This is a genomic window from Arthrobacter alpinus, assembly GCF_001445575.1.
GTDB lineage: Bacteria > Actinomycetota > Actinomycetes > Actinomycetales > Micrococcaceae > Specibacter > Specibacter alpinus_C.
Map to the genome: position 1 here is coordinate 3,200,563 of NZ_CP013200.1, position 13,412 is coordinate 3,213,974.

Consider the following 13,412-nt stretch of genomic DNA (forward strand, 5'->3'; position numbering starts at 1 on the left):
ACGCGCTTAAGGCTGGATGCGGGGCGCGGAACTCTCGGCAAGCCAGAATGTGGGCTCTGAACTCTGGGAGAGCTGGAATGTAGGCTCTGGCTCTGTGCGTGCCGGCTACATGGCCAGGGGGCCGAAGAACTTCCTTGAGTCCGTGAACACCGGCTGCGGGCCGCCTGCCGGATCAGGGCTGACACCGGCCAGGCCGGCATAGGCGTGCAACTCACCCTTGGGCGGGAGCGGCTGCGGGTTCAGGCTTGCCTCCGTTCCCACCCGGGGCCATTCCACGTCCCCCGTGGCCGTCCGGGCCGGAATGAGCCAGTGGTCCCCTGTGCGGTACTGCGCAGCATTTCCATCCGCCGCCCCGGGGAAGAACACCTGCACACCGTCCTCCAGATCCAGCCAAGTGCCAGGCACGGCTGACGATTCAACAACCGCCACGGCCCCGCCTGCGGCCGGATCGCCGTCGTGGTCCCAGCGGCGCAGGTACGGATGGAGCCGTCGGTCCTGCCCCACCCGCGGATCCGCCACGCCCTCCAGCACGGCACTAAAGGTGTCGTGGTCCACCGAATGCACGCGGAGCAGAGCGCCGGCATCGTGCCGCAGTGTGGAGTTGTCATCAACAAGTTCCACCCAGCCGCCCACCACAAGCCCCAAATCCGGGTCTCTTCCCAGCGAGGACAGCATGACGGTGGTTGTCTTGGCTACAGCGTCCATCACGGGAATCTCCGCCAGCGGAAAGAGGACCGAGCCGTTGTCCCGGGACCACTTGAACGTAGCGCCCGCACCCGCCCTCCCTGGTGTGTGGACTTCCAGCCGGTAGAGCTGATTCTCCAGTCCGCGGTAGCGTGCCGCGGGATCCACTGTGCAGGGATCGTTGCTGCCGGCAGGCGGCTCGGCCCGGGCTGCCAGCTGCGGGACATTGCGGCCCAGCAGCTGCTCCAGGGTGGTAACTCCCCCGTTGCCGCCGTCGGGCTGCGGAAGGAGAACACGCACCTGCCAGGTGAGCTGCGCACGCGTGGTTGTGTCCGGGCCACCGAGGGCCACCTCGGCAATGCGTGGATCCTCTACGGCACAGATGTGCCGTTCCCACACGTCCAAGTAGATGATGAATCCCTCGAGTGCGGCCAGTGCCTCCTTGGTGGTCGCAGCATCAAAGGGGTAGCCGGGCTGTTCGCTGTACAGCAGCGGCCCGGGGTTTTCGCACAGCAGTCCATCCACGTAGTAGCGGCCGGCGCCAATCACAAAGTCACCGGGGAGCAGTTGCTTGCCCAGCGCTTTAGCTCCGGCGGCGTCGGCAATCACGGCAAAGCCAGCGTTGTCCAACGGCCCGCCTTCGGGGCCTATCAAGTCCCGGGTCAGCAACCTCCGGTAGTGCGCGGCAATGGCGGCCTGCTCGTTGAAGTCGGCGTCCAAGTGCACCCGGCCCTGCTGCATCAGCACGCGGCTGTAATGGTTGTCCGGATCAAATGTGTCGCGGCTGAAGTCGCCCTTCATGGTGTGCCCCTAACTCGTCAAGGTGATGCCGGTGGAGAATCCTGCAACGGTGTATTCCTCCAGCCGCGCGCGCAGGTTCGCGGCACGCTGGGGTGCGAAGAGGTCATGGAAGACGCCCAGTTCCGATTCGTCGGATGCGCCGCGCACAATTTCAGCCGCTGTTCCGGCAACCAGGCGCCCATAGGCAGGGTTGCCGTAGCGCCGGCTGGCCAGCGCGGGGCGCACCCGCAGTGCTTCCCGAGCCGCCGCGGCGGCACCGCCTGCCAGGTCCCCAGGATGGGCGGCCCTCGCCGCCTCCTGCACCAGATCCGGCTGGCAGTTGAAGCGCCGCGGTGTCCGCGAGGATGGTGGCACGTGGCAGAACCGCAGGCAACCAAGCTGCCGGCGGGCCGCCACCACCTCGCCGAGGAAGATGCTGTCCTCCCCCAGCGTGATCTCGTGGACAAATACCTGGCCAATGACTGTGCAGCGCTGCACGCACAGCGAGCTGAAGGCGGCTCCGCCCACCTCGTCGCACAGCACCTGTTTGCACGGCTCCGTGGCGTCCCACAGGCAGTCGGCCAGCGCCAACACGGGGGCCTGCCCATTGTCCGGATCCCGCCGGAGCTGCACTGGGCCCAGAATGCTGCGGCTGATACGCACAGCGGCGCCTGTGCCATCAAGCAAGATGCTGGGCTCGTCGGGCCGCAGTGGCTCGCAGTCGCAGTCCAGATTCCAGCCAGGAACCAACGTGCAATGGCGGATCGTGACGTCGCAGAGATCCCCGCCAACTGTGGGGTCGGTGCCGTCCCCGGCACCGCGTCGGGCACCGGGGCCGTTGACCACGAGCCCGCGGCCCACCACGAGCAGCCCGTCCAGGACGAAGCGGCTGCCGTGCCCGCCCGTGACGCTGAGCGGATCGGGCTGGTCCACGCGGTAGTCCAGCAGGCGCAGCACGGGCCGGGCACCATCTGCCGCGCGCAGCTGCAGATACTCCCCCTGGGCCAGCGTGAATTCAAAGCGTTCCTCGTACGCCCGGCTGTCCATGACTTCGATGACCCCAGCCATGTGAGCCCCGGCATTGCGCCGGTCTTTGCGCCACCGCCCGTACGCGCCCATGATGGAGCCGAACTCACCCTTGTGTGGGGAATCCTTGCGTACCCGGTACACGGCCGCGCCTGCCGGCTGGGCCGTACGCCGCGGGTACTCCCCGCCACCCAGATCCATGCTGAAGCCGTAGTGGTAGGCCACGGTGACACCGCGAGGCAGTTGCCCGGCGGGAAACACCAGCCGGCCACGTTCGGGGTCAACCAAGACCTTGTTCTTGGGTGCCTTGTACGCGTGCCAGTCGGAGAGGTCCGCCGGGATGACATCCGCCGAGACCACGTCATGCCGGGCTCCCCCGCGCCAGCCCCAGGCAGTCACGGCAATGCTCTTGCCTTCCCCAAAGAACAGCGTGGACGCCCTGGCCCTGGGCGGGTGCCGGCCCTGCAACGCCGTCAAGGCGGACCGGCTGACGGGCTGCGGCAAACGCAACTCCGCACAACCCGCCCCCGACGGGTCCGGGGGCTGGATGAACAGGGGCGTGTCATGGCCCAGCACGCTGAACGTGAAGCACTGGCTACCCTCCTTCTCCACACAGCAGGCGGGGGCGTCTGTAACAGCGTAGGACACCAGCGGGGCGGCAAACAGGCTGATGGAGGGAATATTGAAACGCCCAGCGGTGCGGTGCGAGCTGGGCCGCCGGACGTCCACGGAATGTGCAGCCGCATCAGCGTAGCCCCCTAGCAGGGTCAGCGCGGGGCCGTTGCGCAGGTCCACGGTTCCACCGCGGCCAAGGTGTCGGTGATTCAGGTGCTGGTTCCAGCCCAGGAGCCGGAACCCCTCAACGGCAACCGCCTCCCATCCCGCCGACTCCAGCGAGAGCTGTTCCAACAGCGCAAGGGTGCCTTTCCGCCGTCGAAAGTTGATGGTGTGGGCGGCCTCCCGGCGTGGCACCAACACCTTGTTGCGGACAGCGCTTGCCGTACCGGTACCGGGGCGGCCAGCGTCGTGCACCGGCTGGTAGCCCACCAGTTCGGCTATGTACGGCACGGCCCAGTCTTCCGCTGTTTCAATGAACCAGTTCCCGTATAAGGCGTCGATGTTCGCCTCCACCAGGGCCCCTTGTTGGTCCATGACGGCCAGCAGTTCTCGCAACGGTTGGCCCTGCTCGGCGTCACGCATGCGGTATGTCGCGGGCAGGAGGTTGTACAAGTAGTCTGCCGGCCGGTTCATGGCTGCACCTCATTCAGGATCAGGCTGTCCGGGACAGCGGCTTGCAGGTAGGCGAGCTGGGCTGGAAGGGCCACGCCGCCGTCCACCCGGCCGGGGAGGACAGTGATGCGTCGTGGTAGAGCCGGGCCGCGGTTTGCCGGGACACCCGGAGTGACATTGCCGCCAGGTTGGCCGCCCGTCAAACGGGCCAGGCCGGCAGTAAGTTCCTCCCGCCCGAGGGTGACCAACACGTCTAGGTCCACATACGCCACCCCGGGAATCGCAGCCATAGTGGCAATGACGGCGCTGCTGGCCAGGTCCTGCCCCAGCGCCATGGACGCAAACCCGTGGGATTCCAGCAGGGCGGCACGGATCACTGGTTCCACCAGCGTCCAGTCGTAGCCGGTCTGGACTTGGACGGAGGCGCTGAGTACAAGGGCCAGCGCCTCACGCTCCACCAGCTGGATGCGCAATTGCTGATCGCCAAAGCGCGTCAGCGCGCTGCGGAGGTTGCGGAAGAGGTCGGAGCTGGGCTCGATGGGGACGTCATCCAGGCCGGCGATGGTCACCTGAAGCAGGGCCGAGCCGCCGGCGTACAGCAGGGCCGAGCTGGCCTTGCCAATCCCGGCAAAGGTGGCGGCAAAGTCCGCGTAGTCGGACACCGACACCAGCCGTTCAAGTGCCGTGACGGAGCGCGGGGCGTTGGCCCGGATCAGCTCACGCGGCTCGGGGCCTGCACCGCCGGAGGTTCGCAGCGGGTTGGTCACGTCCGTGACGCCCAGGGGGCGGGTTGCCAGCTGGCTGATTTGGCCTGGGCGGACATTCCCGGGTGCGCCGATGCCGCTACGGTAGCCGGCCTGGATGTTGTCACCCCGCTGGGCAGGCGCTGCCCATGCGGCGGGGAGCCGAAGGTGATGGTGGTGGCCCCTGCCTCCGTGACGGCCGTGAAGAAGCCGCGCTGCCCATCCGTCAGGTAGGCCAGGCCCGGAACCTCCGGCCATTGCACGCCGTTGACCCGGACCACCAGCGAGCTGGCCGCCCCGGCAGGGGTGGGCGCCGCAAGGTAGGTTAGCGGGGCGGCCTTGAGGGAAAACTGCTGCAGAGCGGATGCGGCGCTTCCGGCGCCCAGCACCTCCTGCCGGGTTTCCCCGTGAGTTGCGTGGGCCACGTTGCCATAGACACCCACAGTGTCCCGCTTGTAGCTGTAGGCCAGCGGCTGGGCGAAGGTGAGGAAGGTGTGGCGGTCCTCGCCGGCCAGGATGGTGCCATCGTCGCTTCTGCCCGTGTGGGCCACGGCGGCAAGCATGAGCAATTCGGCACCCTGCACTCCGGCGGTGCCCAGGTCCGCCCGCTCTCCTGTGACAATGACCCAGCGCCCGGCGGTGAGGCCGTCGTAGAGCCCGTCCAGTTCCAGTTCCGCGTCTTGGACGTTGTCGGTGATGGGTTCCTGGGCCAGTTCCAGGGCTTCTTCCTGGACGTACGCGGCGGAAGCGCGGAGGTGGCCCATGGTGTCGGGGTTGTTCGGCTTCCACCATTCATCGGTGAGCACCAAGGTGGTGGCCGGGCCGGAGAGTCCGTAGGCTTTGCGCGAACCGGTCCGCACCAGCTTGACCGTGGTCAGCAGGGCACCGAAGGCTTCGGTTTTGGCGGGATCGTCGGGATCCAGCGGAAACCCGTGCTCCATGACCACGTGCTGGGCCGGCTGCAGGCCTTCAACCGCGCCGTCAAGATAGGCCACGAATGGGTTTTCATCGCCGGCCAAGTCCAGTTCCTTGGTGTCCACCGGCGGATGGTACTCGCCCCCCTTGAAGAACCCCTGGACCTGCGCATTGTGCCCGAACAGGGGGCTGCGCCGCCGCAGGGCCGACACCCTCAAAGTGGTTGAGCTGCTGATGCGTGTGGCAGCAAGCGCCGCATAGAGCGTGGGTGCCAGCTGGGAATAGATCCCGGCGAGCAGCTGCGGGTAGACATTGCCGGCACCGGTGAACGTTGCGGAATACGAGCGTTCCAGCTTCTGTGAGGTGGCCGGCGGCACTGAGGCCGGGCGCAGCAGGCCGTCCACCAGTGCGTCGATGGGGCTTTGCTCGCCCTTGCCGGCCAGCCGCATCCCTGCCAGCAGTGAGGCTGCAAAACTGCCTCCAGCCGTTCCGGCGGTTGTCGCGGGCCCGGAGGCCACGGCGGCCAGCGCCGCCCGGGCCTGCTCGAGCGAGGGCACCAACCGGGTCCAGCCCCTCTCGCGTGCCGTGGCCAGTTCGGCGCCCAACACGGCCAGCGCATCGGTCCCCACCGTACGGGCGAATTCAGCCGCGGGAAGGGCACCCAGCTGCTTGGCCAGCTTGTCCAGAACCACCTCAACCCGCTGCGCCGTCGCCGTCCCGGCAACATCCGCCATGGCTGCCTTGGCAGCGGCGAGTGCCTGCTTGTGCACGGCCAGTGCCAGGTCCCCGCCGGTCCAGTCCATGAGTTCAACGCGGGTCAGCCCGGCGTCCGGATCCGCGGCGGCGGACTTGACGCGGACGGCCTGCACGCTGCCGGTGCCCAGGTCCAGTACCAGGGCGTCGTTGGGCTTGAGCCCGGTGGTGGTGCCGGCCAGGCACAGCCCGCGGGCCAGCACGGCAGCGGCGTCCTGGTCCCGGGACATCCGAGGGCGGAGCTGGTTCCACGCCGCCCGGGCCGGCAGCTTGTCACTGCTTTCAAAGGCCTGCATGGTCTCGCCTGGGCCCGGAACACTGTTGGCGCGGGAGCCTGCAGGGATGAGAACCTCGGGGGTGTGGGGGTCTATGGTGTACGCCAGGTAGGCGGTGGCGGCCACGCCGGGGCGGGGCCGCCAGCCAACGAGTGCCGCCAGTTCCCGTACGGAGCGGTCGAGGGAAGCAGTGCGCAGGTAGCCTTCGTTGCACAGCCGCTCCTGGTAGAAGGTCAGCACGTCCGCGGCCGTGGCCCAGGCATCGAGCAAGGCCATGGAAGGATCGGACAATTCCCGCGTGCGCAGCCCCGCCAGTGCAGGGTGGCCGGCGCTGGCGATCCCCTGGACCATGGCGGCCAGGAATGCTGGCCTCGTTCCGACGCGGTAGGACAGGGCCGGGAGCCCCGGAGCGTTGGCGGTGGGCTGTGGTGCCGGTGTTTCCTGCGCGTTGGCTCCTTGTGCGTTCACAGCCCGCCTCCTAGGGTCAGAGTGAGCTTCCCGTGGTCCGGGAAGTTGGGGGAATTGTCCATGCGCACGATCTCCAGCGGCCCCACGGCGAGCGCACCGCGCTCCAGTTCCGGGCCAGCCCGCATGCCTTGGCGTTGCAGCCTGAACACCACTGCGCTTTCAACACCCGGCACGGCTGCGGCGGCCGCCACAATGGCGGAGACGTACACGCCGGTGCCGAAGGTGAGCCGGTCGGGGTGGAAGAGGCCGCCGGGCCCGCTGCCAAGAACGCGCAGCAGGGTGGCCCGTACCTCGCCGCGTACATAGTGCGGGAGCACGCAGATTTCCAACCCCACCTCGATGGGCACATAGCCGGCAGCCGTGACGGCGAGGTCGTGGCCCATCCGCCGGACGGGGGCCAGCCCGGCGGCGGTGGCGTCCAGCAATGCCTGCGCAGGCTGCTCGGTCCCCCATGGATCCACGCCCACCCGGGCCTCGTACCAGCTGCCGGTCCAGGCCAGCTGTGCTGCGGCACGCTGCAGTTCCGGGGCCTGCCCCGCGAGTTCGGCATAGTCCTCCGCCGTGACGGCGCGCAGCCGCGTGCGGCGGAAGGCGTCCGGCGCCAGCAGCCGGGCCTCGGCGACGGCTTCCGCGTCCATGCCGCCGCTGGCTGGCAGCGGATTGCGCGGGGCCACCGTGGCCCCGCTCCACGAACCGTGGCGCAGCACCAGGAATGAGATGCTGTCCCGGCCCACATTGCCGGCCGCCCCGTTGCCCACACGGTACGTGGCGGTGCCGATGAGCCCGGCTGCGGGCTGCTCACCGAGGTCGCCGTCGCCAAAACGGAGGCTGGCCCGGCCGGCGTCGTCCGTCTCCACCACAAAGTCGCGGTCGCGGGGCGAACTCTCCAGCAGGGTGGCGCGCGGTTCCCACCGGGCAGCGCTGCCGTCGGTGGGGTCCAGGAAGGAAAGTTCGACGGCGGGACCCGCCTTCCGGGGGTCCCTCGCCGTGTCGGCGCAGGCTGCTCCGGGAACAGCGCGATCCGTGTGGGTCAGGGGTTGCTGGGCCAGGACGGGCGCAATGCGGGTGGGCACGGTGGTTTCCTCGACGGCGCCGCCGTCGCAACAGCACTCACCGGAGATGGTGTCCACGGAGACTGGGTCCCAGGGCGGGTCAGTGACGGTGCGGCCGTGGTCCACCAGGATGGTGTTGCCGCGTGCCACACTGATGCCTTCAACTGGGGCGCACCCGGGGGCGGCCGTGCGGGCGGACAGCCAGAGGTCAAAGCTGAGCGCATCCTCCGGGTGCCAGGTGACGTGGACCAGCCAGCCGCCGTCCTCCGGGCTGTCCACTGTGGTGAGTCTGACGGCTTGGCGGTGATCTGGCCGGGCGTCGGCCGGGTTGCCCGTGGCGGGGCCCTTGATTTCTTCGAAGATCAAGGCACTGCCCGCGGCCAGGTCCAGCGGCCGCACCGGGACCGCACCGTTCCAGGCGTCCGGGAGCGGTTCGCGCGGGTGGGCGCGGTGCCAGCGGTATCTATCAACCAGCGTTGCCTCCGTGGTACCCCGCGGCAGCTTGCATTGAGCCTCCCCGCCGGTGTCGATGCTCATTTCGCTGTGGGCGGCGTGGAACACCAGGCCTGTGGCAGTGGTGTCGGCGGGCTCGAAGACTTCCATTCCCGCTGCGGGGAGCTGGCCCAGCTGCACGTCCGTCAGCACGGTGCCGGGAACTGCAGCCAAGGCGGGGAAGTCCGTGGTGAAGTAGATGTCCCGGGCATCCACGGGCTCGGTGTCCGTGTCCGTGCAGACCGTCAGCCAGGCCCGGGCGTTGAGCCCTTCGTGGAGGCGGTAGTCCACGAGCTGCACGTGCCGGCGCACTGAGACCCGTTGCCGGGCTGTGCCCAGATAGGCTTCCGTGGCCACGGCGTCCTGGTAGTAGCTCAGCTCATCCGCGGCATACGCCAGCACCTCCACGAGGGCGATGCCAGCGTCTGCGGCGTGCCGTTCCTGCCAGCCGGGCATAGTGGCGGAGAGCCGGTCCAGCATCAGGGTGCGGAAGCTTTGGTAGTCCTTGGCAAGGTAGTCGATGGAGGGATCGGGCGCCGGTGTGGCAGGGGCGGGGCAGTCCTGCACGCAGTCGACGCCGGTGGGGCAGCCTGCCTTGAAGCTGAAGGTTTCCGAGGAAAAGTCCGGATTGAAGCCGGGCAGCGGGACCCAGCCGGTGGCGCCGGCGCTGCCCAGGCTGACTGTGTACGTGGAGAAGTCGCCGCAGCGGTTCACCCGGATGGCCAGGGCGGACCCGGCGGCGGGACCGTCGTCGTCTTCGTCGTCGTCGAAGGAGTCGGCGCCGGCACGCTGCACGGTCAGTCCCGTCACGGTGATGTTGGTGACGGCCTCCCCGCCCGTAATGCGGACATTGGCCGGCACCAGCCCGCCCGGCTGCCCGCCACCGGCAAGCTGCGGCATCTCGCCCATGAAGTACACCAGGACGGAACGCTGGTCATCGGAGACTTCCACATAGTCAATCGCGTTGAGGTTGGCGCGGTTGGCAAATGCCGCTGCGCGCGCCAGCCCTCCCCCGCACGGTGCGTTCGCGCCGCAGCCGGAACAGCCGGAGCAGGCTGTGCACCCGGCGCAGGAACCGCAGCCGGCCACGTTCTGGATCGCTGTCATGGCGTGTCCTGTCCTGTGAAGGTTTCGCTCTGCGTGTCACTGCTGCCGGCAAGGCGGTAGCTGATGTCCACACTGACGGTGGAGTCGCGGCTTTCCACGGTGAGCGCCTGGATTTGAACCACGTCGCCAAGCCAGCGCTGCAGGCCGGCCTGGACCGTGAACTGCAATGCTGCAGCCAGCTCCGGGCTGTTGGGGCTAAAGATGAGCTGCTGGAGGCCGCTGCCGAAGTCGGGACGGTTGACCCGCTCCCCGGGGTTGGTGAACAGAAATTGCTCCATCATGTCCCGCACATGTCCGGCGTCGTCGGTGGTGGCGGTGCGGCCCAGAGGGTCGAAGTGCCAGGGGTGGTCAATGTTCATGGCGCGTTCACATCCCCACAACCCGGGTCTGAAAAGCGGCCGGCATGAGCGGGGCCACGGTGGGTGCGCAGATTGCCTGGCTGTCAGCCAGGAGCAGCGGCTGCCCGCTGGACAACACGCGGGTACTGCCAGTGGTCCAGGTAGCCGTTACGCAGGGGCCGTTGCCGGCGTTGGGCGGCGGCAGGGGGCAGCCGGCCACTGTCCAGGGTGGGGGCATGGTGACGCTTGGCTGGCCGCTCACCGTGACGCGCGGGTTGGGCGTGGTGGGCTGGGCCTGTCCGCCGTGCGCGCACAGCACGGTGGCTCCCACATGAAGCAATGGTCCCGGCATGATGTTCCCCTTTCCTTACGGCCGTCAGGTGACGGCCAGCGCCCCGTTGTTGACGCTCACGGTGGGCCCGGCCAGCACTATGGTGGCCACCCCGTTGGTGATGGTGATGCCTGCTTCGTTGATGAGGATCGACGCGCCGCCTGCGCTGCGGATCTGGATGCCGCCGGCCGGCCCGGGCAGGTCGCTGAGGGTCATGGAGTTGCCCAGCCCCGTCTGCAGCACGATGCTGGGGCTGAGCGGATTACCGGCTAGGGCAATCGCCGGAATCTCTGCAGCGCTGCCCCAGAACCCGCCGGTCCAGATGGGGTAGTCAAGATCGCCCTGCTCATACTCAATCCATACAGCGGAACCGATGGCCGGAACCACGAACACTCCCGACTGTTTCCCCGCAAACGGCACGCAGGGCAGGGCCCAAGTAGACGGGATGAGTCCTGTGGCGTCAGGGACAATGGCCTGGATGCGGCCCATTTGTTGCGGGTCAACGTTCAGTGCCACGGTGCCCCGATACTTGCCAAAATGTTCGCCGCTCATGCCGCCACCACCGGAACCGTTGAAATGAGCCCGTTGCGGCTCAGCTTGAATTTTTGCGTGAATTCGCCGCGCTTGACCGAGTGCCGGACCTCGGAAACGTAGTACAGCCCGTCGAAGGCCATACCCGCCCCGCGCACCCCCACAAGCTGCCGGGCGGCCAGGATCCGGCCGTAGCGCAGCACATCCAGAGAGCCTTCGGCCTCCACAGTGTCGGCCGAGTTGGCCGCGGCCGCGATGCCCACCATGATGGCCTGGGCAGGAGTGTATTTGGCCGTCTCCTTGAGCCGTGTGATGTTCGACGGCGGCAGGTTGATAAGTCCCAGCGGCGGGTTGAGAGGGGTGATGGGCGGGATGGGAATGGGGATGGGGATGTGTGTTTGCTCGTTCTGGATGAAGACGATGGGCAGGGTTGCCTTCTGCGGCTTGTAGGTAAAGGTGATCGAGGTGGCGTTGCTGTGGGCGTCCATGTCGAGGCTGAGGGCCGACTGGGGAACACCGACCTTGATGCGTGGGCCCCAGTAGGCGGTGCACACGCCCGGGACAGGGCCAGGGGACAGGTAGAACACGTAGCCCACCCTTTTGGCCAGGGCCGTGATGTATTTCAGGTCGGTGCCCTGCTGTGCGGGGATCTTGGCGGTAGGGATGGGCACGTCCAGCATGATGCTGGGAACGATGAGTGGCACCACGCCCAGGACGGCGTACTTGGCCAGGACCAGGGCCACGGCGGCTTCGGCCGGCATGGCCGGGAACGGCAGGCCGGTCAGGTCCAGTTTGTCCATGAGCTTGCCCAAGTCTTCCCCCGTGACCTGCAGGACCGAGTGCCCGGCGTCGTTCCCGGGCAGCACCTGGGCCTGAGTCACCACGCCGTCGGCCAAGACTGTCACGGAGCCGTTGAGGGTGGCGGTGAGCACCACCCGAACAATCGGGAAGGGGGACCCGCCCGCAACAAGGAACAGCGTGGGAAGAACCGAGCTGTTGCTCATGGTGAATCTAAGCGTGAACACGCCCGGGTCGTTGTCCCCCTGCGTTGCCTCGACGCTGACAAGGGCGTCGATCACGGATTCCGGGACGGGGAGGGCTATGGCCGGGCCCACCATGAGGCCAAGCTGGAGGGAGCTAGACATGGGGCGCCCCCGGGATTCCCTCGGCCAGCGCGATCCGCAGCACCGTGCCGGGGACAGCTGTCAGCTCACGGGGGTTCATGGCCCGGTTGGCGTCGGCCACCCGCCAGGACAATTCGGGGTCGTCCAGGGCCGCCGCGGCGACCGTGTCGAGGCGATCCCCGGCTGCCACGGTGCGCGAGGCAATGCCCGCGAGGGCCTCCGGGTGCGGGAGGAAGCGGCGGTCAAGATAGGCAATGGGCGTGCCATCCGGTGCAGTCCACGTCCTGGTGCCGGTGAACACGTAGCGGCTGTTGGCGGCAAAATTGGCGGACATGGCTAGATCCCCCTGATTCCGAGTGCGCCGAGCCCGGTCTGCGGACCACCGGCGGCGAATTGTTCTTTCTGGGCCAGGTAGCCCATGAAGAGGCTGCCCGCGCGATGGGCAAAACCGGTGTCCTCAACCGTGAGCACTCGCAGGCCCAGGCTGACTTTGGCCTGGATGGGGTTGAGGTTCACATCGAAAGCTTCCTCGCTGATGGAGAATTCGGTGATGCGCACGGGCAGGACACGGTTTTTGCTCCACACAAACAGGGGCAGAGGCGCCTCCATGGGCAGTATTTCCAGTCGCCCGGCCTGTTGCAGGGCATTGTTGGCGAGCAGCTGCGCGCTGCTGGGGTAGACGAGCGTCTCCAAGGCGGCCAGTTGTGGGAAAATCCCGGAGACGTTGGCAGGGGCCGTGCCAAGTTCAAGCTGATCGACGGCGTCGATCTCGGCCTCAAACTTGATGGTCTCCGTGGGCGGGCCCTTGATGCGCAGCACCTCCGAACGATCAGGAGTGTCTGTGCCAGCGCCGTGGACAGCCAGTGTTCGGCTGAGGGTGGCCGGGTTGTACTGCAGGGCGATGATGCGCAGCACCGCTGAGGTGTCAGGGTCGATCAGCACTATTCCGCCGCGAATCAGACGTGGCGCATTTGGCGGGGCGCTCATGGCGCGCCTCCCGTCGCTGTGGCGGACTCGTTGATGGTGACGCCGCCGGAATTCTCGGTGCGCACAGTAACGTTGCGGGGCCGGCCGCCGTCGGACCACCAAAAACTGACTCCCTGCGGCGGGTCCCCGCCGAGAAGTTGCGGCAGCCGGGCCCCCGGCGCGTCCTCAAGGTCCTCTTCGGTCAGGACAGGATCGTTGCACCGTGCCGGATCCAGCAGCAGTGCCGCCGAGGCTGCCACGGCGGCCGCCGCTGGCGCTTCCCCGGATTCCGCCCACCTAGCAAACAGCTTGCCCAAGGCCTGGCCGGGGTAGGTGTCAGGCGGATCCTCGTCACGCAGCAGACCTGACAGGGCACCTCTGCCCCGGCCCGCGCCCCAGCTGGCGGCGAACAAACGGCAGCCCGGGGCGGTTTCCTCAGCGTTGAGCGTGACGGAGACGTCTGCGGGCGCAACCAGACCGCGGCCGCCCAGCTCCTGGGAGCGCTGAGCCACGACCTCCCTGATGCGCTGCGTCACGTCCTGTTCCATCGTGTTCCTTCCATTTACCGATCTATCCTGGGTGTCCTGGCCCGCGTGC

Annotated in this window: 12 protein-coding genes; all 12 read right to left on the minus strand. The window is 67.9% G+C overall.

The window, feature by feature from the left end; genetic code table 11:
• Window positions 1–105 precede the first annotated feature (105 nt).
• The 12 genes from AS189_RS14280 to AS189_RS14335 are packed head-to-tail and all read right to left on the minus strand — an operon-like array spanning window position 106 to window position 13,363.
• The gene (locus AS189_RS14280) at window positions 106–1,485 is read right to left on the minus strand and encodes a DUF6519 domain-containing protein (RefSeq protein ID WP_062290277.1); all 1,380 of its coding nucleotides are present in this window, start codon (window positions 1,483–1,485) and stop codon (window positions 106–108) included.
• A gap of 9 nt (window positions 1,486–1,494) precedes the next feature.
• Complete coding sequence (locus tag AS189_RS14285) at window positions 1,495–3,741, minus strand: hypothetical protein (RefSeq protein ID WP_062290279.1); 2,247 nt, start codon at window positions 3,739–3,741, stop codon at window positions 1,495–1,497.
• Window positions 3,738–4,487 carry a hypothetical protein gene (locus AS189_RS20280; protein WP_062290282.1) on the minus strand — a complete coding sequence of 250 codons (750 nt, stop codon included), beginning with the start codon at window positions 4,485–4,487 and terminating at the stop codon, window positions 3,738–3,740. The genes AS189_RS14285 and AS189_RS20280 overlap by 4 nt, the downstream gene beginning before the upstream one ends.
• Window positions 4,484–6,874, minus strand: coding sequence for a hypothetical protein (locus AS189_RS20860; RefSeq protein WP_062290285.1), 2,391 nt, complete (start codon window positions 6,872–6,874; stop codon window positions 4,484–4,486). Before AS189_RS20860 ends, AS189_RS20280 begins: the two co-directional genes overlap by 4 nt.
• A complete protein-coding gene (locus tag AS189_RS14300; protein ID WP_062290288.1) occupies window positions 6,871–9,525 on the minus strand; it encodes a putative baseplate assembly protein in 2,655 nt (884 codons plus the stop codon). Before AS189_RS14300 ends, AS189_RS20860 begins: the two co-directional genes overlap by 4 nt.
• The gene (locus tag AS189_RS14305; protein WP_062290291.1) at window positions 9,522–9,884 is read right to left on the minus strand and encodes a GPW/gp25 family protein; all 363 of its coding nucleotides are present in this window, start codon (window positions 9,882–9,884) and stop codon (window positions 9,522–9,524) included. The genes AS189_RS14300 and AS189_RS14305 overlap by 4 nt, the downstream gene beginning before the upstream one ends.
• A 7-nt stretch (window positions 9,885–9,891) precedes the next feature.
• The gene (locus tag AS189_RS14310) at window positions 9,892–10,215 is read right to left on the minus strand and encodes a hypothetical protein (protein WP_062290295.1); all 324 of its coding nucleotides are present in this window, start codon (window positions 10,213–10,215) and stop codon (window positions 9,892–9,894) included.
• A gap of 24 nt (window positions 10,216–10,239) precedes the next feature.
• Window positions 10,240–10,746: a phage baseplate assembly protein V gene (locus tag AS189_RS14315; protein ID WP_062290298.1), complete on the minus strand. Its 507-nt coding sequence runs from the start codon at window positions 10,744–10,746 to the stop codon at window positions 10,240–10,242.
• Complete coding sequence (locus AS189_RS14320) at window positions 10,743–11,870, minus strand: hypothetical protein (protein WP_062290300.1); 1,128 nt, start codon at window positions 11,868–11,870, stop codon at window positions 10,743–10,745. The genes AS189_RS14315 and AS189_RS14320 overlap by 4 nt, the downstream gene beginning before the upstream one ends.
• Window positions 11,863–12,183: a hypothetical protein gene (locus AS189_RS14325; protein WP_062290303.1), complete on the minus strand. Its 321-nt coding sequence runs from the start codon at window positions 12,181–12,183 to the stop codon at window positions 11,863–11,865. Before AS189_RS14325 ends, AS189_RS14320 begins: the two co-directional genes overlap by 8 nt.
• A gap of 2 nt (window positions 12,184–12,185) precedes the next feature.
• Window positions 12,186–12,836: a hypothetical protein gene (locus AS189_RS14330; protein WP_062290306.1), complete on the minus strand. Its 651-nt coding sequence runs from the start codon at window positions 12,834–12,836 to the stop codon at window positions 12,186–12,188.
• Window positions 12,833–13,363, minus strand: a complete 531-nt coding sequence (locus AS189_RS14335; protein ID WP_062290309.1) for a hypothetical protein — start codon at window positions 13,361–13,363, stop codon at window positions 12,833–12,835. Before AS189_RS14335 ends, AS189_RS14330 begins: the two co-directional genes overlap by 4 nt.
• Window positions 13,364–13,412 lie beyond the last annotated feature (49 nt).